This window comes from Chitinimonas lacunae (assembly GCF_042650885.1).
Lineage (GTDB): Bacteria > Pseudomonadota > Gammaproteobacteria > Burkholderiales > Chitinimonadaceae > Chitinimonas_A > Chitinimonas_A lacunae.
Window position 1 is genome coordinate 12,457 of the sequence record NZ_JBHSBU010000003.1, and the last position, 25,299, is coordinate 37,755.

The following is a 25,299-nucleotide window of genomic DNA, read 5'->3' on the forward strand; positions in this document are numbered from 1 at the left end:
TTAAAAAATATTCACCCTCTGTAAGGTACTGCCCCTACAAAAAGAAACTTTCCTTCGGCTAAATCAGCTTCTTTACTGTCGCCACCATAGTCAAAATGGTACAAAAGTATCGCTGAATTGACCTCTACGTTCAGCGTCAGGTTTTTCTGAGAAAACTCAGATGCAATTCTTTCCCCATAAGAGAAATGCCTGAATATTTCTTGCACATCCTTTGTGAGGTCGAAGCGAACGGCCTCTCGAAAATCATCATCCACATAGCTAATGTTGAAATCCGCAGAGAACTTTGAACCTAGAAATTCTCCGTCCTCATCGTATTCATTGGAGACATACTCTTCTATGTCAATAGAGGTAGGTATATTTCCTAACCATACTGAAACAACGTTGTCTTTTCTCATGTTTTCTCCTTGATAAGGTTCGACGTCCCCCGGGGTTCAGTAGCACTCGGCTGGTGAATTCAAGTTTGAAGTGCAACACCGGCCTTCAAGCGATTGATATGTTCCTGAAATACTTCTTCAGGGGTACGAAAACCCAGACATTTGCGAGGCCTGGTGTTGAGGCTTCGCGCAATGTCGTTGAGGTAGGTTTGAGAGAAAACAGACAGGTCGATCCCTTTGGGCAGGTACTCGCGGATGAAGCCATTCATGTTTTCGTTGCTCGGTCGCTGCCAAGGGCTATGAGGGTCAGCGAAATACACCTGAATCTTGAGCCGTCGAGCCAGTTCGGCATGATGAGCCATCTCTTTGCCCTGATCGTAGGTCAGCGTCTTACGGACGCTGGCGGGCATATGGCGAAGTCGTCGTGTAAAGGCTTCCAACGCCGCGTCAGCGGTCGCGTCCGTCATCTTCGCCAACAGGACATACCGGCTGGTTCGCTCAACCAGGGTGCCGACAGCGCTCCGATTGTAGGCGCCCTTGATGAGATCACCTTCCCAGTGACCCGGGATGGCGCGCGACAGCCCCTCTTCTGGCCGATCGTGAATGGAGATCATGTCGATCAAGCTGCGCCGGTCGGTGCCTCGCGCACGGGGGAGGCGCGATTTATGCGACTTCCGTAGTAATCAAATCAATTCCTTGCGTAGCTCGCCGCGAGGAATCGCATACAGCGTCCGGTAAATGGTTTCGTGGCACACACGCATCGTCAAATCATTCGGGTACATCGCCGGTAGCCTGCCCGCAATTTGCGCCGGCGACCAGCCCTGACGCAATTTGTCGATCACCTTGTTCATCAGTGAAGACGCCGGTTTCAGCTTTACCGCACCACGGCGCCAGCGCCGATGAGCTAACTGTCCAGCACGCACCGCGTCGTACTCCGCCGTCGGCGCATTACGCCTCAATTCCCGTGACAGCGTTGAGACTGAGCGATTCATCCGACGGGCGATCGTACGCAAACTCTCCCCCGTCAATAATGATCTCTGGAGCTGATTACGCTCTGCCGCTACCAAGTGGCTGTAATGATTTTTCATGCCGACACTCTGCCATGCCATCCGGCTGAGTGTTGCACTTCATTTTAGAGCGCGCCCTTCTTCAGGTTTAACATAAGGCATGATTGTTTCCTTGGGGTGATTTTCTATTCCTGGCCTTCAATAAAACCAATCCAGCCATCATTTTCGGGGGTAACGATTAGCTGAATGTAGCAAAATGGAATTGATAAGGTCATAGCGCATCTAGCCCTCGGGCCTTCCTTGATTTCAGGTATCTTAACTTCAAGGAAAGGGCCTTGTTCAGATGTGGAGTTGCAGTATATATAAGGGCCAACAGTGCCTTCGGTTATATAGCTCTGCAATGCCTTCACGGCCCTTGCGGATTCATGAAGCACAACCCCACAAGTTATATTGCTTCTAGCCATTTCTTCCTCCCGCTAAAAGGTGAATTTCACAGCCACTGACTCACACCACCATGCCGTGAACACGGCCCTCGCCGACTCCGGCTATAGCTGTACGTTCCATCCCGACATTTCGCCGTCGCACCGCTCGGCCGATCCGATTCAACCTGCGGCGCCGGCTGCACGTGCTTGGGCTGCTTGTACTTGTAGGTGTGGGTATACGAGTGCGACTTCCCGTGGCGGCCACGGGCTTCTGCTGGAACAGCAACAAGCACCGACAGAACGGCGAGCGCTAGGTAGACAGGACGCATACAGTCTCCGAGCTTCTTCTATTCTTCAGCTCACTGTAGCGGGGATGCGGAGGATTACTAGGGTGGTGTAGGACCGTTTGTCGGTTGTGTATTTGCTGTTGAGTGCGTGGAAGAGCGCTTTTTTAAGACGAATACTATAGTAAGATCTCTTGATTTTGAAGAGTGAAAGGATACTTATGTTTAATATTACTCGGGCCGAAATCCATGGTGTTATTTTGGAGTACCCTAGTAATAAATATTGGGGTGAGTATTTGGTCCTTCAGAAAGATGCGGAAGTTAAAAAGTATCTTGGGACACCGTGGTCGGAAGAGGAGTGTAAGAATGCAAGAAAGTGGCCAGATCCGCCAATCGCCAATGATCAATTATTGCTAATTATTGATTCTTGCACCCACGCCTTTTTGGGATATTGTGGCGCAATGAGGTTTGATGGCGGAGAATCTTCTGGTGAGGACCGTTGGGAGATATACTGCGTTATGGTGAAAAGTGCTTGGGGGAAAGGTAATGGAAGTAAAATTGTTGACTTCTTGGAGTCAAGCTTAAAGGCTGAGGGAAAAATTCCCGTTGCTGTCGTTGACTCTAAAAATGAAAGATCAATAAGGATGCTGAGAAAAAAGGGGTGGCAGCTAACTGGGATATTGAATAAGGAAGATTCTTGGCAGAATGGCAATTTATTATTCACGCCAAGCTAGGTGTTATTCGAATGCTGGGGTTAATAAGTCTTCCTGTTCAGGACAGGAGTCCCGAACAGGAAAAATAAAATCTTTCAGCCACTCAGTTCCTTCATCCGCATAATCAAAGCCAACCACCCGCTCGGCTTCAGCGTGTCAGCCTCTCGCAATACATGCTCGATCAGTGCCGCCATGCCTTCGATCTGGTTGCCGTTGGCGGCGACGTAGAAGTTAGGACAATGAAAAGCCCGCTACGGCGATTTTTTGTATTTCAAAGCGCCCAAGTACTTTTTCCTAGCAAAGGATGTGGTGATCCATATTTTTTAGTGTGGATCTTGTTTATGAGTGCCCGCAACCCAAAAAATAAGGGGCCGAAAATTAGTGCCGCAATAATTTTTACAAACAAAACAACAAATAGCTTTTCTTGATCTATTGATGGGGAACCTAAATCTCCAATGGCTGAGAGTATGCCAATTGCTTGGAGGGCAAATAAGAATCCAAAAACTGCACGGATTACTCTCAAGAATCCAATCAACATTTGAACTTGCCTTTGGTAGATTTTTCGATTAGGAGCGTGCCGAGTTCTTTCTAGTCTAACGAAGACTCTGCCGCAAATGGGGGGCTTGTTGGGGTCAGCTCACGAAACGGAAAAAATCGTACGCTAAGCCATGTCCGGCTGAGGTACACCCTAACTTGATGTCAGGCCGACCCAGTCGAAAACGTCAGGATAGAGCCGATTTTTCAATTTCTTGACGCATGCCGCGCAAGGCCATAGATTTCTGCCTGACACTTTCAGCTCGGGAGGCATCTTGCAGGGGCATCGCATCGGCTACGTTCGCGTCAGCAGTTTCGACCAGAACCCGGAACGGCAGCTCGAACACGTCCAGGTAGACAAGGTGTTCACCGATAAGGCATCGGGCAAGGACACGCAGCGTACACAGCTCGATGCGCTGCTCGGGTTCGTGCGCGAAGGCGACACGGTGGTGGTGCACAGCATGGATCGTCTCGCGCGCAACCTCGATGACCTGCGCTGCCTGGTGCAGGGTCTCACTCAGCGCGGCGTGCGCATCGAATTCGTCAAGGAGCACCTGACCTTCACCGGGGAGGACTCGCCGATAGCGAATCTGATGCTGTCGGTGATGGGCGCGTTCGCCGAGTTCGAGCGCGCCCTGATCCGCGAACGGCAGCGCGAGGGCATCGCGCTCGCTAGGCAGCGCGGAGCCTACCGGGGTCGCAAGAAGGCGCTCGCGCCGGAGCGGGTGGCCGAACTGCGCCGTCGCACCGCTGCCGGCGAGAAGAAGGCGCAGCTCGCCCGCGAGTTCGGCATCAGCCGCGAAACCCTCTACCAGTACCTGAAAACGGACGACTGACCATGCCGCGCCGCAATCTGCTGACGCCCGCCGAGCGTATTGGCCTGCTCGCTTTCCCGGCCACCGACGACGAACTCATCCAGCATTACACCTTTGCCGAACCCGACCTGTCTGTGATTCACCAGCGGCGCGGCAGTCACAACCGCCTCGGCTTCGCGGTGCAGTTGTGCTACCTACGCTATCCAGGCTTTGCCCTGCCGACTGACGCAGATCCCCCCGCCTCCCTGCTGAACATCGTCAGTCGCCAATTGCGCATCGAGCCGGACATCTGGCCGCAATACGCGCAGCGGCCGGAAACGAGGCGCGAGCATCTGTTGGAATTGCAGGCGTGGCTAAAGCTGAAGCCGTTCGCTGTCGCGGACTATCGGCACTTCGTCCACCAGCTCGCTGATCTGGCCCAGCAGACCGACCGGGGTATCGTGCTGGCCGAAGCGCTGGTCGAGCTGCTGCGGCAGGCACGCATCATCCTTCCGACCGTCGATGTCATCGAGCGCGTGTGCAGCGAGGCGCTGACACGCGGCACGCGCCGGGTCTATGAGGCGCTCACCGCGCCGCTCGCTGATTTCCACCGCGGTGCGCTTGACGGGCTGCTGTCGATCCGCGAGGGCACCAAGGGCAGCGGGCTAATCTGGCTATGCCAGCCGCCCGGCCCGCCGAAGCCCAAGCATGTATTGGCCCACCTGGAACGGCTGAAGACCATCCGCGACCTGGCGCTGCCAGGCGGCCTAGAACACGTCATTCACCAAAACCGCCTGCTGAAGCTCGCCCGCGAAGGCGGACAGATGACAGCCCAGCACCTGCGCGACCTAGAGCCGAGCCGTCGCTTTGCGACCCTGGTCGCGGTGATCCTCGATACCCGTGCCACGCTGATCGATGAGATCATCGACTTGCACGACCGTTTCATGGGTACGCTGTTCAGCAAGGCCAAACGCAACCATGCCGACCGTTTCCAGCAGTCCGGCAAGGCGATCAACGACAAGGTGCGGCTGTACTCGCGCATCGGTCGCGCCCTGCTAGAAGCGAAGCAGTCGGGCGACGATCCGTTCGCCGCCATCGAGGCGATCATCCCCTGGGATGCGTTCAGCGAAAGTATTTCTGAAGCGGAAACGCTGGCCCGGCCGGAAGACTTCGATTTTCTGTCCCTGGTCGGCGACGGCTTCACCCAGCTCCGGCGCTACACGCCGACCCTGCTGGAAGCGCTAACCATGAAGGCCGCGCCGGCAGCGCGCGAACTGCTGGCCGGCGTCGAAGTGCTCAAAGGAATGAACGACCGTCAGGCGCGCAAAGTGCCTGACGACGCGCCCACGTCGTTCGTTCGCAAGCGCTGGGAAAGCCTGGTGCGCACGGAAGATGGATTTGACCGGCGTTTCTATGAGCTGTGCGTGCTGTCCGAGTTGAAGAACTCACTGCGCTCCGGCGACATCTGGGTGCAGGGATCGCGCCAGTTCAAGGATTTCGAGGACTACCTGTTGCCGCCGCCGCGTTTCGCGGTGCAGCGCGACCAACGTGAATTGGGCTTGGCCGTCGATACCGACTGCGAACGCTTTCTGGAAGCCCGGCTTGCGGTGCTACAAGAGCAACTGGCGACAGTCGAGCGGCTGGCCGCCGCTAACGAATTACCCAGTGCGGCCATCACCAGCACCGGGCGAATCAAGATTTCTCCGCTGGACAACGCCGTGCCCGACGAGGCCGAGGCGCTGATGCAGCAGGCGTACAACCTGCTGCCGCATCTGAAGATCACCGACCTGCTTTTGGAAGTCGATGGCTGGACCGGCTTCAGCCGCCATTTCAAGCACCTCAAGAGTGACGCACCAACCGAAGACCAGCATCTGCTGCTGACGACCATCCTGGCCGATGCCATCAATCTGGGCCTCTCCAAGATGGCCGAGTCCTGCCCCGGTGTGACCTACGCCAAACTGACGTGGTTGCAAGCGTGGCACATCCGCGACGACACCTATTCGGCGGGTCTGGCCGAGCTGGTCAATGCCCAGTTCCGCCAACCCTTCGCCGCCTACTGGGGAGACGGTACCACGTCGTCATCGGACGGCCAGAACTTCAAGGCCGGCGGCCGTGGCCAAGCTGCCGGCCAGGTGAACCTGAAGTACGGTCAGGAACCGGGCGTGCAGTTCTATACCCACATCTCCGACCAGTACGCGCCGTTTCACACCAAGGTCATCAATGCCACGGTGCGCGATGCCACCCACGTCCTGGACGGGCTGCTGTATCACGAATCCGACCTGCGCATCGAGGAGCACTACACCGACACGGCCGGTTTCACCGATCACCTGTTTGCGCTGATGTACCTGCTGGGCTTTCGCTTCGCTCCGCGCATCCGCGACTTGGCCGACAAGCGCCTGTATATCCACGGCGACGCCAAACAGTACCCGACGCTCGCCGGCCTGATCGGCGGCAACGTCAACGTGAAGCACATCCGCGCCCATTGGGACGAAATCCTGCGGCTAGCCGCCTCAATCAAGCAGGGCACGGTCACGGCCTCGCTGATGCTCAGGAAACTCGGCAGCTACCCGCGCCAGAATGGCCTGGCGGTAGCCTTGCGCGAGTTGGGACGCATCGAGCGCACGCTGTTTGCGCTCGACTGGATGCAGAATGTCGAATTGCGCCGTCGCGTGCAGATTGGCTTGAACAAGGGTGAAGCCAAGAATGCGCTGGCTCGCGCTGTGTTCCTGAACCGGCTCGGCGAAATCCGTGACCGCAGTTTCGAGAACCAACGCTACCGCGCGAGCGGCCTCAACCTGGTGGTGGCGGCAATCATCCTTTGGAACACGGTCTACCTGGAACGGGCAGTCCAGGCGCTGCGCGACACGGGAAAGAACATCGACGAGCGCCTGCTACCGCATCTTTCGCCGCTGGGCTGGGAGCACATCAACCTGACCGGCGACTACATCTGGCGGCAGAACAAGCAGGTTGAGCAAGGCAAATTCCGGCCGCTACGAATACCAGGCGAGGCTTAGCGTACGATTTTTTCCGTTTCGTGAGCTGACCCCAATACCAGCCCAGGCAAGTGCAGACGATCAGCCAGAGCCCGCGTTCAGGGTGCAGCTTGGGCCAGGGGCGGGCGTCAATACGCCGTTGGCTCATGCGCTGCTGCGCCTGCTGGGCGACATACTGGCCGTCAAGGGCGTTGCGGCAAAGTTCGCGGCTGAGCGCACTGGGACTGCGCCCGAGGGCGCGGGCGATGGCTCTGATGCTATGCCCTTGCTGCCGCAGGCTGGCAAGAGTGATCCGTTCTTCGGGCTGCAAATGTTCATAGTGCTTGGTCCTCATGGGCAAACCTTACCTGCTTGGCAAGGTGTTGCACTTCAGATTTGAGCCCGCCAGGTAAATCTGTGTCTACTCACTTCTCGATAGGGTTACTTGTCAATCCTCTGTTGGGAAATTAACGTTGACGAAATTAATGGAAAAAGCTTCTGGACTTAATGTCCATCCTTCTTGTTTGGAAGTTTTTTTGCTCTTCTCCCAAATCTCTCTGATTAGCGCAGGTAAAGAGTCCGGAAAATCCATTTGCTGAGCAACGATAGAGTGCCAGTCACCCGTGCATTTATAAACTCGTCGTAAATGAGGGGTCATGGCGACTAATTGGTCGCTTAATTCTTCAGGTAGTTCATCTATCGCCCACAATATGTATGCCTCTAGAAATTTCAGAAAAGGCTTACCTTCGTATCGGTTTACATCACTCATGCCATAGCCTCACGAACTCATCAAAATTATCAGCCACATGCTTTAAAACTCTCTCGGTAGAGTCATAAATGCATATTTCGTAATTGGGAGTGTTGTAGTTGAAACAGATCAAATAATCCCCAGCATCTCTGGCTATAGGGAGAATGTTTTTAGGCAAGCCTTGAATTGCATTTGGTCGGGCATACCAAGCGACGGTATAAGGCCTCACATCTGGTGAGAATTCAAAGAATTCGCTAATTGCAGTTTCCTCATTGTCATATGCAAAATTCGCGAATTCTGGCATAGGCTCTTTGCAGAAAGTTACCAAATCTAAATAAAGCGGAGGAAATTTTATTTGTAGCTTTTCCTCTACCATTTTTATGGTGGTATTATTTACTCCGCGATCTTCTGCAATTCCGTAGTCTTCCCAGTTCATCTTCTTTTTCCTCATTCTGCTGCTGCCCCATCAGCATACCCACCACGATTGCCTGGGTGGAATAGTTGTTGCCAAGCAGCATTCCATTCAGGGATACCTTTTCCTTGCTCATGCTGGTATCGCCATACCAACTGCATTCTAGTGGAACCGGGGACGTGATGCCATGTAAAGTCGGAGCTAGGGCTAACCGATTTAGCCACTACTCTTGTACCTTCTATTCTCTTTCTATAGTTCGGAATCATGAGTTCAATCATTTCATCCAGTTGATTGTCGTTGTTAACGTCGTTTAATAGTTTCTCATTTGCTGCTTTAAAGTGAGCTCCCCTTGATCGGATAGCTAGTGTTTCGCTACTCAGGCTGGTTTCATAGACTACGCTATATCCTTTTGGATCAAGAGGCGTTGCCATCCCAGCAAGTTTTGTTAGCCTTTCTTCAAGGCAGTTTGTATTGTGTACCCATACTCCCAACTCACCTACATAATAAGTATGGAAGCCCTCAACCTCGAAATTGTAGACGGTTTGTAGTGTTCCTGTGGCTTCTACAGTGATGACTGTGGCTGGCTGATGCTCAATAAGCTCCAGTTTGTTTCCTGGCTCAAGCTGTTCAACAGCTGTCCAGCCAATATTTTGTACCCAAAATGGATGATTCGGGGTTGCTAATATTCTTTCGATTTGGCCAGATTCACTTTGATAAGCCACTTCCACAACGGGCTTATCTTCAAACCTAAGAGTTTTAACAATCCTACGCCAACCTATTCTCCCTGAATTTTCGGGCTGAGATAGTACTAGCTCACCAGCAATCAACTCCTCGATCGGCTTTAGACCACTTTTCGTGTGCACTAGAGTGCCGGCCACAAAACACGCGCCGGGGTTCCAGATCTTACGCAAAACCTGTACTGAATCGAGGGAGCTAACCTGACACCAAGCAGATGCCAAGCGCTCACTAGCACTCCCTGAGAGACGGGCGATTCCCTGGCCAACATCTGCGCCCAGTATAGGAAGCTTATTAGCCAAGCTAATAGCAGGAGAAATCATCTTCCCAAGGTAAGGGGCCGCAGCCATTAACTTAGCGTCTCGAAGGCTCCCAGGTTGTAGGATTTCTGCGGTAACATAACCTGCGCCTGCTAAGGCATGGCCAACCGTACCAACTATCCCTCCTTGTTTCTCAAACCAATTTCCCGTCTCGGCAATAAAATTCTTTGTTGAGTCTTTGAGTTTTCCCAACAGAATATTGTTCATACCATCATCTGGGCCATATACTCCAAAGGGCGTTGAGGTATTGCCATAATCAGTATGAGCAATTCTATACTTGAGCTCCTCAATTGCTGCATCAAGATTTGTACCATTGGTCTTGATTTCTCCTAGCGAAATACTATCTGGCCTGGAGATACTTACTTCATCCAATTGCACAGGTTTATCTGGCAACCGACTTAGCTCTTGTTCTGTATAAGCGATAACTTTATTGGGGCCAGCCTTTACAATGGCGCTTTGATCCGCACTCCACTTAATGGTGCCCTCTTCTTGGGAAGTGGGGAGGTAATCCCATCCTCCTGTTTTCTCGTTATAGAGCTTTAGATAGCCTTTGCCTTTTGCCGAAATATTTCTTTGTTCTGCCGACGGTGGGTTGATGCCTTTGCCAGCGTTAAGCGCATCAATATAGGGATTGGTCAAATCCTCCCCTGTTCTGAATGAACCATCACCCTGTGCCTGAGCAGCAATCTCTCTTCTATTGGCTTCTGGTAAATAGTAAGTTCGATTTTTGCCTGAGACTCCGAGCAAATCATTACCTAAGGTTTCACCAAAGGCATTGGCTGCAATTTGCCCAAAACCGATCTTGCCACCACCGTCCAATTTGACCTGTACGGTGCGCTCAACAGCGCCACCTGCTAGCCGATCCATGAAATTGCCGATGAACTTGTTACCTACCCATCCAGCCCCAGGATGAGATGGATCAGTGCCCAGCAAGTAATTGCCAATCGCACCACGGACAGGAGCGGCTATCGCAGCGGCAGCCACGTTGCGCCAGCTAAAGCTGCCAACCCCTGCAAGAGACATCAAGCCATCCGTCAATCCTCGAGAGATTGCCGCAGTCGCCATCTGTCGCACGAAGCCTGGCGCATCGACCTTATCAAAGAACTCCTTGCCGAAACTGCTTCCTCCGGCTCCCATGTACTCTGCCACCCCAGCCGAGATGGCACCCGACAAGGCGGCTTTACCTACCTGACTCCAGTTAAAGCGGTCTTGTACGCCGATTGCAATGCCAACCCCTTGACTGGCGACCGAGCCGGCCGCGGCACCAACTGCCCCCGCGACAGCCGCACCAGCTATTTCACTGCCCAATAAGCTCGTGAAATAGTTAGAGGTGGCTCCCTGTGTCCAGACTGTCACGATAACCGCCACAACGATCATGACGATTTGTCCTGTCGTACAGCCTTGAGGACGAGGGAATGGTGGTGGTGGCGAAAGTGTCGGCTCAGTACTGCCGATGAGTTCGTTAGGATGGTGTGGTCGGAACACGCTGGCATCGTTGGCCGCATTGACGACGTTCGGGATCTGCAATTGCAGCCCTTCGATCAATCCCTCCTTACGGTCTTTGAGGCCATTGGCATCGGCGATCAGATACCACAGCTTTCCATCACCCCAGACTGAGCCTGCGATGGTTTCCAGTGTGTCACCGCGCTTGACTGTATAGCGTGACTGGCTCGTCAGTGGACCGACCGATTGTTGTGGGCCAATGTAGTTCCAGTCGAACTCAGTACCTCCCACTCCCTCGCCGTTCGATGCCACCGTTGCACCGTTGACCACGGCATAGGTTTGTACCTTTTGTACTTGCGGTCCACGGCCTCCCGGGGAGGTCGGGGTAGCCGGCAGGATCTCCGAGCCATATTCCACCTTGGCAATGATTTGGCCGGCAGTGTTGTTATAGAGACGGCGCTCGTTGTAATACGCGAAGTCGTCATTGATGAGCACCACATTGCCAAAGGCATCGAATACCGAGCTGGACGCCCCTTCCCTTGGCCCCGTCGGCGTAGCCGGTCCTTCCGACTTACGATAGTGCGAGGCTTCGCGCCACGAATTGAAGCCCTTATAAGAGAACTCGTGCCTTTCGTCGTTGGCCGGTGTGCCGTCGGAGTTCTTACCGCCCTTAATGGCATAGCGCTCCAGGCGATCCCCCGCGTAGAAGTATTCAACGTATTGCAGTTCGGCAGCACCGGGTTTTTCAGATAGCTTTTCGCTGTTGCCGTTCCAGACCAGTTGCGCGCCATCCTTTTCTGCATTGGCGTATTGCCTCACTACCCGGCCGTCGGCGTCGTAGTAATTCAAGCGCTGGCTGCGGTTAACCCGAGTGCCCAGTTGGAAACTTTCCTGGTCTTCGCGCACCGGGCGGTTCTGGTAGTCGTACTGCCACTGTTGGACGTCTTTGTTTCCGCCGTTCCAGCCCAGTTCCTGTTTCACCAATCGTCCGAAGCCGTCGTACTGATAGATGGTCGTTTGTGACCATGTGCCACCCGCCATCTTGCCGATATGCATCGTGTCACGGCGTTGGCCGCTGCCTCGGTAGGTGATCAAAGTGCCACCACTTCCCAAGGCTGCCGGATTAAAGTCCACGTCGGTGACCGTGACTTGTTGGCCATCTTTGAGCGTTAACCCAATGGACGAAGTCGAGCTCTTCCAGTACTGATTCCCATCTGCCGCGGCGACCCCCGCGCTCGTCAAGGCCCCTTGGCTAATCGTGAGGCGGTTAAGATCGTCATAGTCATACCACTTGGCAGATCCCCCCCAAGTGTTTTCTTCTTGCGCGTGGCCAAAGATGGCACGGCGGTTGTCCGCTCGATCGTAGAGATAGTAAGTGGCGACGCCTTTGGCACCCACCTGCGTCAAGCGACCGGCCACATCGTACTGACTACTCTGTGCCCAACTGACGTGGCCTTGCGTTACTTGCTCGTGGATCGCGCGATTCTGGATGTCGTAACGGGTGGTTTGAACTTTCTCTGCTTGGCCTGTGGAGGCCTCCCTTACTTCCACCAGATGGCCGGCACTGTCATAGCGATAAACCTTGCTCCCTGTCGTCTTGTCTAGATTCTGGACAGATTCGCTCTGCATCAAACCGGTACCGGCGGCATAGCGATAGTCGTGGCGGTTGCCGCCCAGATCGGTATAGCTATCGAGCAAGGTCGTCCCAGCAAGGTAATGCCAGGACTGTGTGGCAATGGCTGGGTGCTGATGGTTCTTCGATCGATCTATCAGGTTGCCATCGTGATCGATATTGAAGTCGCGCTGTGCAATCTTATTACCGAGGGCATCATAGTCGTACTGACGACGGACACCGTAGTCTGTATTGATTCTCTGGCCGGCGAGTAGTCGCTCTGCCGACAGCTCTGTGGTGTCGCTCTGGACCAGTCGACCCAGCGTGTCGTAGCTATAGCTGAGGATCTGCTGATTGGACGAGTTGATGTCCATATCGCTGGCTTGCCCAGTATTCACATACGCCCCGGCACTGGTGGCATAGCGACGCTCTTCAATGCGACGGCCCAAGCCGTCGTAGCGATAGCGCGTCACCAGCCGTAACGTATCGATGCGATCGTTGGCCGAGGCTTCGCGCCACGATTCCATCACCTGATCAAGCGCGTTGTAGTGGTAGTTCGTGGCGGCCAAGCCGTTGTCGAGCTGTTCGGTCGCGAGACGACCGAATTCGTCATAAGTCCAGGCTTTCAGCTGCTCGGTGCTGTTGAGGCGCGTCTCCGCAAGGCGGCGGTTGAAACGGTCGTAGGCGGTGACTAAGTGGTTGCCATTGCCATCGACCTGTTCAGTTCGATTGCCCCACGCATCGTATTGGTAGCTCAGGATTTGTGAAGCCTCCCGATAGATGCCCCTACGATCGACACTGCCCACTTTCGGGCCGCGCGTTTCCTCAATCTGATTGCGGTCGTTGTAGAGCCAGGTGCGTTTGGCGCCATCGACATCGACCCGTTCCAATACGTTGCCCCAGCGGTCGTAACGGGTGGTTTGGATGGGACGTAGCTTACGTTCCCACGTCATCGCGACCGTCGCCGTATTGACCACAGCCTTATTGGCTTGACGGCTGACGATATATTCGGCGTGGCCTGTCACCAGGGCCGCCAAGGCGGTATCGCTTATATCCGACGTGATCTGGATACCCGGCGCCACGGCGAGCAACTGCACCACGCGCGTTTCACCTTCTTGATTGAGGCCAAAGGCATCCAGGGTCAGGTTGGCCATATAGCCGCCATTTTCCTGATGGCCCGCTTTGGGTGGGATCACCTTCCACCCCGCCCCGTCTTGTACTCGCACCCATACCGCTCGACCGTCTGCCAGCTCAGCGGGCAAACTCACCGTGGGTTGTTGTCGGGTCGGCAGGTCCACCCATTGACCGTTTTGTTGCTGCTTAATCGAAACCGGACTTTCTACCTTCCATGTGATGGGCGTGCGTTGGTTGATTACGGCGTCAATCAGCACAGGCGGCAGCGGTTGGCTAGGATTGTCGAGGGTCGTCGCCAGCGTTAATTCAAACTGCAGGCGGTCGCTACTCTGCGCTGAGCTCTGGGCCTTTTGAACCAAAGCGAACCGGTATGGGGTGCCGGCCAAGGTGGCAACCATCACCCCGTTGATTAGATAGCTCTGTGCTCCACTATTCGGCGGCACTGGCAGTTCAACGGATACTTCATACTTGATGACTTTGTCCGCATCGTTCGGATTTCCGTAATCGTAGGGCGTGCTATAGCGCAGTACGGTGAACTTCGGTTCTGCCATTTCGGCGGGCTTTAAGTCCAGGCCCGGCGTGGTTGTGTTGACCTTGTCGATGAAAATGGGCGTACGCTCCTCGACTTTGCGGCCCAGGTGGTCGTAGCGGCTGTAAACCCGGCGGAAACTGGCATTTACGCCCTCCACATCTCGAACCGCATCGTCCACCAAAGCGACTGTCTGGGCATAATCCCCCGATTTCAGCAGGTCGGCCCGCGCCGTATCCTGGGCGTCTGGGTTCGCAATGACGCGCGCTGTTTCCCAGCCGGACTGGTTGTAGAAGTAGACGCTCGTAATGCCGTTCTCGGTTTTGCGCCACAGGCGGCCCGCGTCATCGAAGTCATAGTGAGCGACCTCTTGATGCTGTAGGGCTTCGCCTATTTTGCTACTGCCCACTTGGCGTGACACGATTTCGCCGAATGCGTTGTAGGTGACGGTCGTTTCTAACTGGTGTGCATGAGGTAAGGCCAACTGTTTGGCAGCCTCCTCGGCCAATGGGAGCCCGCCCCCCACACTGTCAGGAGTCGGCTTGGGATACGGATCCGGCGTCGGCGTCGGCGTTGGAGTGGGACTCGGTGTCGGAACCGGTGTCGGCGTGGGTTCCGGCGTCGGCACCGGGCTTGGTGTCGGAGTTGGTGTCGGAGTTGGTGTCGGCGTTGGCGTGGGAGTTGGTGTCGGCGTGGGAGTTGGGCCCGAGGTAGTCGGCGCTTGCGGTACGTTGATCAGCGAATTCCACATCTCTCGCGTGGCGATCTGACGACCTACTTTGTCGTACTTGAACAGCCGAATCTGGTGATTGCCTTCGGTACGACCCAGCCCACTCAGCGAGCTGTCTTTGGGCACCTCATCGGACACCAGGTTGATTTCAGACGACACACGGCCCAACATGTCGTAGGTGAATGCCGAGACTTGGGTCGTCGCAAAATCATTGGTCGCCGCATTGCCTTGCGACACCCGCGTAAACAATACATGTCCCCAGCGGTCGTATTCGCGCTGTTCGGTACGGCTGTTAGGATCCACCACACGCCAGTCGATCTCGCCCTTGCTATTGCGCAATAAGCCTAGCTGGTCGAGCACAGCCAACGGGATTTGCTCAATTGGGCCTTGGTTCGCCAGTGCCAGCAAGGCACTACGTGGATAGGTCTGGCCGAAGCGGACGATGTCGACCGGATTGCCGTTGGGGTCGTAGAGCGTGCGGGTGGCAGTAAACACCACTTCCCCATTACGCACACCACTGGCGGTCAGGGTGTAGCGCTCGCGGCCCAACTGATCGAAGAAGCGGAAGGTTTCATTGCCGCGCGCATCGATGGTAACGACTTCATTGCCGGCTGGGTCGAAGCGGCGCTCGGTGGCGTATACCTCGCCGAAGCCTTTTGTTTTGATGGCGTGGCCGAAGGCGTCGTACTCTGTGGTGGCAATCCGTGTCCGCTGTCCCGTGGGGCTATTGATAGGGATGACCTTACCCAGCACATCTTCGAGTGTGGCCGTATCCAGCCAAGCGCCAACTTCCACTCGGGTCGCGTACTGAATTTCTTGGCTCAGTTCGCCGCGGTCGTTGTAAACCCAAGCGCTGACGCCGCCCTCAGCGTCAATCGACCCCACCTTGCGACCTAACTCGTCATAGAAGAAATAGGTATCCGCAAAGACCAATTCCTCCACGCCATTGACCAACTTGGCATCCACCGACACCGATTGTTTGGTCAGTAAACCGCGTGCGTCATAGCGGTTCTGGGTGGTTTTGCCGCTCAGCAGTGCCAATTGGCTCCGACCATCAGCCCCCAGCGAGAACTGGGTAGCTTGTGGCTCGATGGTTTTTTCTACGCGGTTGAACGCGTCGTAGACATAAGTCAGCTTGCGGTTCGGCAGTGAAGTCTTGGCGAGTATGTCGCTGATCAGTTTGGTCGCACTGCCGTTCTGTAGCGCACCTTGGATCGAGAGCCGTTGGGTGGCGTCGAGCTGTACTGCATAACGAATCTGTTCGGTACGGTTGCCGAAGGTGTCGTAGCGGTACTCAGTGATGCCGCCCTCTGCATCGATTTCGAAGCGAACGTGGCCCAGGCGGTCGTAAGTCTTGTAAGACGTATTGCCCGCTTGGTCGGTAAATATGATGGCATTGCCGAAGGCATCGAACTGCGTCAGCGTACTGAGCGGATTCTTGACGGCGTCGCCATTGTGGTTGAAGGCAAAGAAGGCTTTGAGGCGGTTGCCAGTCTCAGCAATCAGGCCCAGGCGTTCGGTGTAGTCGATGGGGCTGGTGAAATGGTTGTACTGCCGATCGACGGTGTTTTGTCGCCCAGCCGCATCGTAGCCAAAATCGGTGACCTGCGCATACGGATCGATATGGGAGACGCTGTCAGGGACCTTCTCCAGACCTTGCACGATCTTCTTGAGACGCCCTGCGCCATCGTAGCGATACCATTTCACCAGACTCGACTCGTTGAGGTTCATCTGGTCGTAAGGCTTGTCCACGCTGGTGCGCGACAGCATCCGCTCGCTGGGTGCGAACTCATACACCAAGTGACCTTGACGGTCGTATTGATAATTGGTGATCCCGCCCCGCGTGTTCTGGTACCACGCTTTTTGGCCCTGCGCGGTGTAGCCAAACTTCTCTACCAGTACTTGGCCATCACTTTGCTGAGCAGTCCAATGCGAAGCCACATCGGCGCCACGGCCAGTTAGCGTGCGTTCCAGACGGCCAGCCGCGTCATAGACAGAGCGGACCACCTGGTCTTGGCCCGCCTCATGCACCGGGGGCGGCAAGATCTCGGTGATTTGGTTCGCCCACGCCACCATGGCCTCTTCTGCCGAGGCGAACTTGCCATTCCCACTCAGGGCTGATTGATCCAGCACCTGTTGCCATTGCCGCGTTAGGCCGAACCCTTCGGCCATGGCGTCTTTGAAAGGTTTCGCGGCCTGCATGGCCTGCATTACCTCCCACTCATACAAGCGGTCGCCCAGATCAATGGCATCGGTCTGACCGTCGGGAAGGTAGGTAAAGCGATCTGCGAAATTCCAGTACTGATACTGTGGCTGACCCTCCTCACCGATGACTGGCGTGTCGCGGTATTCGCTGGTCCAACGCAGCCGGCCTTTGCCAAAGGCGAATTCCTGTTGCAACACTGGACTCGTGGCCTGTGTCTTGGCAGTTTCCAGCGTGCTGTTGATCGTATTGATCGCGTCCAGCAAGGCGGCGTTAACCGATGTGTCGTAGTGAATTTCCAGTCCCAACGCCGCTTGGACGCTGCGAGCGAAGGGGGGCAGTTGGGTCAGCAGCGTCACGATATCGTCGTGGGCGTGGAACAGGCGCTCCTCGCCATTGGGCATCCGCACGCTGAGTTGGCCATTCGTATGCATCTGGCCTTCGAGCAGATCGACCCGCTGACCATTACGATCCGTCACCCGCAGCTTGGCTGGACCCTCTACCGGTGCTTGGAAGACCGCAGTCCAAGCAGCGCGTAATGCCGCGACGCTGGTATCGACCTCTGCTTGGCCGCCAAGTGAGGACAAGACATAGCGAAAGCGAATCCCAAACTGCTGGGCGAGATAGGTACGTAAGGTCGGACTGGCGTTAGCCAGTAACCGAGCCAGCTCATCCGGCGTACCCTGGGTCAAATTGAGGGGCATGGGCTCGCTGTTGGGCGAGGGCATACCGCCGTTGAGGCCCAGGGGTGGGAAACCACCGCCTTCCCCCAGGATCGGTGGCGGGAAACCACCGGGGTTATCGGTTGACGCGCCCACGCGTATCGTAAAACGCTCGCCTTGTGCCCCGTAGTAAGTCGCCAGCCCGTTGGGACGGTAGATGAGGGTGCCACTACCCCATACGCGGCTTGGCAGCTTCCACTGCCGTACTTCACGAGTACGGCCGCGATCATCGTAGATCGTCTGCGTGACGTTGCCCAGGGCATCCGTGGCTTCAATCTGGCGGCCGGCGGCGTCGTAGCGGTATTCGGTACGGTTTTTGGCGGCGTCTTCCGTGTATTCCAGTTCGCCAAAATAGTTGTAACGACTGAAGGACACCCGGGTAGGCATCCTCTCGTCGAGGCGACCTCGTCTGACGTCGATTTGGCGGCCCCGCAGATCATATTGATATGTCGTGACCTGTGCCTCGGCGCTCCGCTGGTTTTGGTCCAAGAAGTTCCGGACTAATTGCGGGTCCAACTGCGTCGTGGTGGGCATCGTGATGTCAAACTCGAAACGCTTGGCGTAACGAATTTCCTTTGCCAACAAGCCTGGCCCATTCATGCCGATCCGTTGGGCGCCGTATTGTCGCTCTGTCACCCCCCCTTCGGCATCAATCGTGACCCAGAGCTGACCATCACGGTTGTAGAGGGAATGGGTAACCTGGTCGAATGGATTGTTGGGCTTGAGGTTCGCCAAGAACTGGGCCCGCGCCGCCGCCGTATTGATCGGGGTCTGCGGGTTATAGCGGTTGGCATAGCGACGTAAGGTTACGATACGGTCGGCTGCGTCATACACCATCTCGGTCACTTCGCCCATGCCATTGATTTCATGGGTCTTGCGGCCGTGGTCGTCGTAGACGTAGAGCGTCCGGTCAGCGGTTCCTCCATCCATATTGCTCGCTTGCTGAACCACGCGGGCAATCACTCGGTCAGCGGCGTCGTAGGTATAGGTGGTGACGGTGTCGAAGGTGTATTTATCGCCCCGAACGGTTTCGCGATAACGACGGCCCAGTAAATCGTACTCATACTCGGTGACCTTGGGCTCATAGCCCACAGGCGCTTTGTCCGGCGCCATCACGCCTTCGATAACGCGGATCTGATGACCAACGCCGTCGTACTGAAATTCGGTGCGTAGGTTGAGGCCTGCGGGATCAACCACCACGGCTGTAACGCGGCCATTGGCGTCATACTCAGTGCGTGTCACCGTACCGTTCGGTGCTGTTTCCTCGATGATTTGGCCTAGACCATTCAACTGGTAACGGGTCTTACGGTTGAGCCCGTGGGGGTTCTGTGGCACCGCCGGGTCCAAGATTGATTCGATCACCCGACCGGCTGCATCAAAACGTCGAACCGTGGCCCGTTCGTACTCCGGGCCGGCATCGATCAGATAATCCCGATCATTTGAGTCGTCCCACTTCTCCCGCAGGGAGACCGTCTCGATGCTCAGAACCCGCCGCCCCAGCGCATCGTAGAAAGAGCGTTCAGTTGAATAGAATTTTTTGGTCTGGGTATCAATGGCCTGGCTCTCGCCCGACTCGCCTTCTTTGGGAAACGCGATCTTCCATTGGGTATACGCCTCTTTACCGGGCTGATCGATCTCCGACACGGACCAGGGGGTATCTTCCCAGTGAGCACGGATGCGCTCCAGGCGCGACGCCATAATGACCCGACCATTGAGGTCATAGCGGTAGCGAGCTTCACCACCGTTGACTTCTTCGATCAGCAGCTGGCCAAACAGGTCGTATTGACGCCGGGTTTCCACGCCTTCGGGGCTGATGATCGACGTCTGCCGATAGGCGCCAGAAGACTGGTAGGCGTTGGTCGAATATTGGTAGCGGGTGGTATTACCCAGAGCATCGCGCTTGGTGAGCACGCGGCTGAAGGCATCGTACTCAATGGTGGAACGGCTTTGTTGGCCCACCACCTTGCCTTCTCCATTAACCGTGCCACCGACCGTAATCGATAAGGTCCGGCCCAATCGGTCATAGCTGCGCTGAGTGACGACGCCCGTCGGATCAAGTTCGCCGACGACGCGACCAAAAGCATCGTAAACCGTGAAGCTGATACGTTGCTTCTCGGGCGCGACAGCATTGCCACTTTGTCCTTCGATCGGCAGTGCTTCAGTGATCTGAGTACGCAAACCACGTGCGTCGTAATCGTAGTCAGTCACCCGCACTTTGGCGGGCTGCTTCCCTGTGACGGGGTCGTCTGTCGCGGACGCGATAGCTTGTTTCGTCCGCTTCAATTCATTGAAGGCGTTGTACTCAGAGACCGTGGCAAACCCTAGTCCATCGCGAACTTCAACCCGTTGACCGCGAGCGTCGTAACGATAGCGTACGATCCGATCCGTGGCGCTTTCGAGTGACGCAAGCTTCAGCAAGCCTGGCTGGTTCTTGCCATCGCCAAACAGTACCCGTTCCGTCTGCACACCACCGCGCAGTTCGTTCACCACCGCCGCGGCAATACGGGTGACATACGCCCGTGTCTCCAGCACCCGGCCTTGGCCGTCGTAGCGAATGGTGGTCAGTTCTCCGTCAGGATTGACCGTTGCCAACAACTGCCCAGCAGGGTCGTAGAAGAACGTGGTCCGTAGAATCCGACTGGGCTGCTCGGGATCGCGCACTAAGCTTGCAAGCTTGCGGCCGGCGCTATCGTATTGGTGGAAGGTGCCGTATTGCAGCCAGATCGCATCGCGTGCTGATTCATCAAGGGCGGCTTGTAGCGCCTTGACGCCTTCACCAGAGATTTCAGCGATCACGCGGCCCTGCAGATCGTAACGGCGCAGCGTGACTCGACGCTGGTGGTAATCGACCTCCGACAAGGCGATAACGCTCGCCTCGTCGTTCTCCCCACTCTTGCCCTGCGCGGTCAGTACCAAATTGCCCAAGCGGTCGTAGCTATAGCGTGTGCTGAGGTTGAGGGATTCCCCGTCTTGGCGCTCCCGCGTCTCGGCAAGTTGGTTGAGCGTGGTGTAAGTGAAGTGGGTCCGCTGCTGTGCGCTGGTATCCGCTGGACGCAAGGTCGTTATCGCGACATGCGAACTCGCCGGTACGGCTGCGACAGGATGACCGTAACGGATCTGGGCCGTCTTGTTGCCGGCCAGATCATATTCGTACTCCGTCAGATAGCGCTCGGCATCAATCTCGCCGATCAGCAGACCGCGATCATCGAATACGCGATAGTGATGCTGATCCTGCTCCACATTCTCAGCGGGCACCAACTGCGCCAGTGTCATCGTTCGACGCGTACCGTGCTTGCCATGGGCGTCCGATGTGCCGTTCGCCGCCGTGGCGTAACGTACGGTATGCCACAAGCGGCCCGCATCGTCGTACTCGAAACGGGTCAGATAGCCCGCAGCGTCGAGTTCCCCGATCAGCTTGCCATCGTCGTCGTAGAAGTGGCGGGTCAGGCGTGATGCGCTGATTTCGCGCAGAAACACCTCGTCAGCAAACTCCACCTTTTCTAGATCGATTTTGACCGGGGCGGTGTCGGTATTGAGGGCACGGTCGTACTGGTCTTCGGCGATCACACGACCAGCGGCGTCGACTTGCTTTTCCGTCAGATACAACAAGCTGTCGAGCTGTTTGGTCTGCCGGCCGGCGCGGTCGTAGAACGTCCACTGCACCATATCGCGCGCCTGGTCCGCGACGGGGCGTAAATCAGCCACGCTCAGTGGGACTGCGGCCGCACCACCGAGCGACGTCGCACGCTGTTCGTCGTCAAGCAAGCGGGCCAACTGCTCAGAGGAAAGCCGTTCAGCATAGGCAATCCGTTGCCGCTGACGACCGTGGCGATCGTAGCGGTACTCGACCATGCCCCCCGTGCCGTCAATTTCGGCAACACGACGGCCCATGGCATCGTAGAGGTAGTGCGTGCGAATGGGTTGGCTGGGATCGCCACTTTCCATGAAGCGAACCTGGCCATTGGGGTCGTAGCCAATGCGTTGAACCGTCGTTGACTCAATGACGCCCGACTTGCCCAGGGGCGCGGTAGGTAATGCTGTCAGCTCAGTGCCGACGGTCAATTCCGACGCATCCGGCAAACGCCCACCCTGGACTTTACTCAGCAATGCCCCGGTCGCGTCGTAGATTTCGGTATCGAGGCGAATAGCATGGGCGATGACCTGACCGTCTTGCTTCATCTCGCCGAAACGACGCTCGATCCGCTTGCCGGCATCGTCGTAAATCGTCTGCGTTATTACGCCCTGCGCATTGGTGGTGCTAGTGACCCGCCACAAGCCGTCAAAGCTGAAACTGGTCTGATTGCCGTTGGCGTCAATTTGAGTCAGCAACTGACCAGCACTGTTGTAGACAAACTGGGTCTTGTTGGCATGATCGGTCCCCGGCGCGGTGGTCACCGTCTTGAGTTGGCCACGCAGGTCGTACTCGTAGCTTTCTTGTTCTGTCGCGGTGGCCGAATTTGTCGCGGCCCACGTGGTGAGCTGATCCAGGGTGAATACGGTGTCGCTTGTCGGCGCCCCCATATCGTAATGCGCTTGGGCGTAGCGAAGCTGTTGGGTACGCTGGCCTTGAGTGTTATAGCGATATTCCACAACCCGGCCTTCGGCGCTGACGGTAAAGCGCAGGTTCTGGTGGGCGTCGTAGATCAACCGGCTAGTCAGCGTCGGCGAACCGTCGGTTTTGGTGGACTTGACGGTTTCTTGCAGCAACTCGTTCTGTGCGCCGTATCGGCGCAAGATGATCGTGCTCGGATTGCGCTCTTCGATCAGGTTGTCGTTGGCGTCGTAGTCGTAATCGACGGTTACGCCTTGTTCGACGGACTGGGTGAGATTGCCCTGGTCGTCGTATTGGTAGGAGAAAGTCTGGGCAACGCCCTCAACCGTCGGCCCCACGACCGAGGTTAAGCGATCGGCCGCGTCATAGCCATAACGGGTCTGATAGCCCATCGGATCGGTCACCGTCGTGACGCGCTTTGCTACGTCGTAGTCAAAGCGGGTCAGTCGACCCAGGGCATCGGTAATCGATTGAATACGCTCGAGGCCATCGGCGCCCGTGGCGTACTCGAAGACCAACCGCGTCCCATCGGTCTGGGTCATCGATTTGAGCGTATTGCTCGTCAGCGACTGATATTCGTAAGTGGTGGTGTAGGTCCCGCCGACGTTGAGGTCATTATCGTCCGGGGTCAGATCCACCGTGACCTGGTCAAGGCGGCCTTGGGCGTCATAGCGGTAATGGGTGCTTGTCCGTCTTTTGAGGCCGTCTTCGCTGTGGTAGAGCACATCTTCTTTGACCAATTGACGACCTTGGTAGAAGAACTCCACCACTTCGTCATTGGCCGTTACGACCGAACTCAGTAGCCCCGTGCTGTCATCGTAGCGATAGGTCGTCGTATTGCCATTGCGGTCGGTGCGCGAGGTCAAACGATATGCGAGTGGCTGATCCGGATTGTCCGGATTCGCAACGGCGGTATAAGTCTCGGTGATGCCCGAGCTGCCCTCAGTCCAGAGATAAGTTGAGCCATCAGGTTGGCTCAGCGTATCGCGGGCGCCGTCGCCATCGTGACTGATATAGCGGTCGCCCTCGGCAGTAAAGCGCTGCGCCGAACCATCAGCGGTAATACGCGTGAGGGTGCCTGTCTTGGGATCAAGGGTGATGCGCCGATAATCCGACAACCACCAGCGATCGCTATTGTCGTCCTGCAGTTGGCCTTGGCTGTTGTAGGTGCGAACCATCGCTACGCTACTGCCTCGTCCCACCAACCACTCGTCCTGACGCTGCAACACCAAGTTGCCGTGCGCCGCGTTGACGTAGACATTCTCTTTGCCTCGTCCGTGCTGCGCTGTCCCCAGGCTGCCGCCGAAGCTTGGCGCCACTTTGCCTTCGAACAAACCCGTACCTTGACCGACAACAATCGCGACCATAATTTTTCCTATCTTTATATGTCCAAGAAAAGAGGCGCCCTGTAAAGGCGGAATTATTTATTTCCTGGTGATGACTAAGCGTTGAGCGTGTGCAGAGGGCGCAGGAAGGCTGCGCGACAAAACGAAGGTTCTACCGAATAGGTAGAAGTGGCGGGGCGACCAGAAGTGAGACCGCTGCCATATAAGGAAGTCGATAGACTGACTGCATGAAAAACCTTCCATCCTCAAACAAGTCACCGACCAACGTCGGCAGATAATGCTCCACTCAGCAACAGCTGGACTGTCCCAAGCTGGGGGAATCTTCCCCTTCTACCTAATAGGTCGTAAGCAACCCGTCAGTAGTTTAGGGAGAAGCCATTTTTTTGTTACGCCACCAAGAATAACGTGAGGGGCGGTAAAAACAGCAGGCGAGTGCGCTTCCCGCGCTGTCTATGCCTACCTGCGTACGGATATCGTGTCGATGCGGTTGCCCATGGACCACCAACCCACCACTTGCCTCGAGAACAGGTCAACGATGATGGTCAAGTACCACCAGCTTTCGTGGGCTCGGCGGTGGGAAAGGGTGGTCACCTACGATGGACTGGTCTTAGTGGTCGTGAACGAGCGTTGCAGAGGATTCGACGTGACAAAGCAGGTTTGTCCGCCGCGTGTGCCGAGCCGGGAACGCGTCGTATTTTCTGCACCCCAAAAATTTAATTTCGCGGCGATAAAAATGTGCCGAAGCGCTCGTTCGACCTTCTGGTCGTGGTTGCGAAGGATTTTATGCCCCCTCCCCCTGGACGTTAAACCGGAACCCCTCTTCCGACTTCCTGCAGAAATTTCTGCGGTTTTTCGAGACTGATTTTTCTTAACTGATTGTTTTTGATCAAGGTTCAGTAAAACCGGAAGCGGAACCCCCTATAGGGCGCTGTGCCTAGCAAAAACTCGCGGGTCCGATAGCCCGCAACAGTCCGAGACTCCCAGGGTCCCCTTGCTTTACTGCTGTCGATTGAGCTGATGGGCTGAGCGCTGGTTGTGGCTGCACGCTGCTGGTCGGCAATGTCGAGGGCTTGTAGGTAGGGAGGCGCCGCGTTGATGCAGTAGCGACATCAGCTCGATAGCGCGGGCCTGGATTAGGTCGATCTTCGGCGTTCGGCTCGATGTAGGCGCCGGGACGGAAGCCGGGGTCAGGGGTGAGGACGGGCAAGGTGACGACGAACGCTCGCACCTATCACTGACGTTGTCGTCTACGCAGCTAGAGAGATATACGTCCTCCCGATTTCGCGTAGGAGCTCCTCCGTTAAAACGTAGGAGGGGGTACGTTCATGCGTAGGAGGTGGGGCAGCCTTAGCTTTGCTGATTTTTGTGATCGCGGCCGGCACCGGGCTTCTTCAGCATCATCGGTAAGGGGGGTAAAAACGGACTCCTTTGCCTGCGCATCGAAAGAGGGCCGTTTTTGGGCCTCTTCGCCATCATTTGAAGGAGTCCGTTTTTGGCCTCCTTTGATGGCGGTGTCCCAATCGAATTCTTCAGCGTGATGGTCGATGTAGTAGACGGGAATCTGGCGCGTCGCGCCTTTGCGCTCGCCGGTGTCCCGGATCGCCCCGGCGACGACCAGGTGACGACCAGGTGACGCATGCAGGTCTTAACGGTCTTGGTGTCGAGGCACGTCTTCTCGGCGAGGCCGGCAATCGACGGGTACGCCTCCCATAC

Annotated in this window: 10 protein-coding genes and 1 pseudogene; 3 read left to right on the forward strand and 8 right to left on the reverse strand. The window is 56.1% G+C overall.

What is annotated here, in order from left to right; all coding sequences use genetic code 11:
* Positions 1–11: 11 nt before the first annotated feature.
* The 3 genes and pseudogenes from ACFOW7_RS21500 to ACFOW7_RS21510 all read right to left on the reverse strand — a co-directional run bounded on the left by ACFOW7_RS21500 (position 12) and on the right by ACFOW7_RS21510 (position 2,132).
* Positions 12–395 (reverse strand): immunity 22 family protein, encoded by a 384-nt coding sequence (locus ACFOW7_RS21500; protein ID WP_378168580.1) that lies wholly within the window; start codon positions 393–395, stop codon positions 12–14.
* 59 nt (positions 396–454) lie between these two features.
* Positions 455–1,462, reverse strand: a pseudogene (locus tag ACFOW7_RS21505) (IS30 family transposase).
* Positions 1,463–1,871: 409 nt separating this feature from the next.
* Entirely contained in the window at positions 1,872–2,132 is a 261-nt protein-coding gene (locus tag ACFOW7_RS21510; protein WP_378168582.1) for a DUF3761 domain-containing protein, read from the reverse strand.
* A 176-nt stretch (positions 2,133–2,308) separates the two neighbouring features.
* Here ACFOW7_RS21510 and ACFOW7_RS21515 point away from each other — a divergent pair, with 176 nt between their 5' ends.
* The gene (locus tag ACFOW7_RS21515; protein WP_378168584.1) at positions 2,309–2,821 is read left to right on the forward strand and encodes a GNAT family N-acetyltransferase; all 513 of its coding nucleotides are present in this window, start codon (positions 2,309–2,311) and stop codon (positions 2,819–2,821) included.
* A gap of 250 nt (positions 2,822–3,071) precedes the next feature.
* Here the strand turns inward: ACFOW7_RS21515 and ACFOW7_RS21520 are convergent, their stop codons facing one another.
* Positions 3,072–3,338 (reverse strand): hypothetical protein, encoded by a 267-nt coding sequence (locus ACFOW7_RS21520; protein WP_378168586.1) that lies wholly within the window; start codon positions 3,336–3,338, stop codon positions 3,072–3,074.
* Between the two features lie 271 nt (positions 3,339–3,609).
* On the opposite strand from ACFOW7_RS21520, the gene ACFOW7_RS21525 reads away from it, so the two are divergent.
* Together ACFOW7_RS21525 and ACFOW7_RS21530 are read left to right on the forward strand one after the other, a co-directional pair.
* Positions 3,610–4,170 (forward strand): recombinase family protein, encoded by a 561-nt coding sequence (locus ACFOW7_RS21525; RefSeq protein WP_378163324.1) that lies wholly within the window; start codon positions 3,610–3,612, stop codon positions 4,168–4,170.
* 2 nt (positions 4,171–4,172) lie between these two features.
* Positions 4,173–7,142: a Tn3 family transposase gene (locus ACFOW7_RS21530; RefSeq protein WP_378163322.1), complete on the forward strand. Its 2,970-nt coding sequence runs from the start codon at positions 4,173–4,175 to the stop codon at positions 7,140–7,142.
* Here the strand turns inward: ACFOW7_RS21530 and ACFOW7_RS21535 are convergent.
* From ACFOW7_RS21535 to ACFOW7_RS21550, 4 genes are all read right to left on the reverse strand, one after another.
* Positions 7,054–7,455 carry a helix-turn-helix domain-containing protein gene (locus ACFOW7_RS21535; protein ID WP_378168588.1) on the reverse strand — a complete coding sequence of 134 codons (402 nt, stop codon included), beginning with the start codon at positions 7,453–7,455 and terminating at the stop codon, positions 7,054–7,056. The genes ACFOW7_RS21530 and ACFOW7_RS21535 overlap by 89 nt on opposite strands.
* A 93-nt stretch (positions 7,456–7,548) precedes the next feature.
* The gene (locus ACFOW7_RS21540; RefSeq protein WP_378168590.1) at positions 7,549–7,869 is read right to left on the reverse strand and encodes a hypothetical protein; all 321 of its coding nucleotides are present in this window, start codon (positions 7,867–7,869) and stop codon (positions 7,549–7,551) included.
* Positions 7,862–8,284, reverse strand: coding sequence for an SMI1/KNR4 family protein (locus ACFOW7_RS21545; protein ID WP_378168592.1), 423 nt, complete (start codon positions 8,282–8,284; stop codon positions 7,862–7,864). Before ACFOW7_RS21545 ends, ACFOW7_RS21540 begins: the two co-directional genes overlap by 8 nt.
* Positions 8,285–8,295: 11 nt before the next feature.
* Positions 8,296–23,607 carry a polymorphic toxin-type HINT domain-containing protein gene (locus ACFOW7_RS21550; RefSeq protein WP_378168595.1) on the reverse strand — a complete coding sequence of 5,104 codons (15,312 nt, stop codon included), beginning with the start codon at positions 23,605–23,607 and terminating at the stop codon, positions 8,296–8,298.
* Between the last annotated feature and the right edge of the window lie 1,692 nt (positions 23,608–25,299).

Bases quoted from the DNA above. Each gene is read 5' to 3' on its own strand.
- ACFOW7_RS21500 (WP_378168580.1), bottom strand. From the start codon at position 395: ATGAGAAAAGACAACGTTGTTTCAGTATGGTTAGGAAATATACCTACC.
- ACFOW7_RS21510 (WP_378168582.1), bottom strand. From the start codon at position 2,132: ATGCGTCCTGTCTACCTAGCGCTCGCCGTTCTGTCGGTGCTTGTTGCT.
- ACFOW7_RS21515 (WP_378168584.1), top strand. From the start codon at position 2,309: ATGTTTAATATTACTCGGGCCGAAATCCATGGTGTTATTTTGGAGTAC.
- ACFOW7_RS21520 (WP_378168586.1), bottom strand. From the start codon at position 3,338: ATGTTGATTGGATTCTTGAGAGTAATCCGTGCAGTTTTTGGATTCTTA.
- ACFOW7_RS21530 (WP_378163322.1), top strand. From the start codon at position 4,173: ATGCCGCGCCGCAATCTGCTGACGCCCGCCGAGCGTATTGGCCTGCTC.
- ACFOW7_RS21535 (WP_378168588.1), bottom strand. From the start codon at position 7,455: ATGAGGACCAAGCACTATGAACATTTGCAGCCCGAAGAACGGATCACT.
- ACFOW7_RS21540 (WP_378168590.1), bottom strand. From the start codon at position 7,869: ATGAGTGATGTAAACCGATACGAAGGTAAGCCTTTTCTGAAATTTCTA.
- ACFOW7_RS21545 (WP_378168592.1), bottom strand. From the start codon at position 8,284: ATGAACTGGGAAGACTACGGAATTGCAGAAGATCGCGGAGTAAATAAT.
- ACFOW7_RS21550 (WP_378168595.1), bottom strand. From the start codon at position 23,607: ATGGTCGCGATTGTTGTCGGTCAAGGTACGGGTTTGTTCGAAGGCAAA.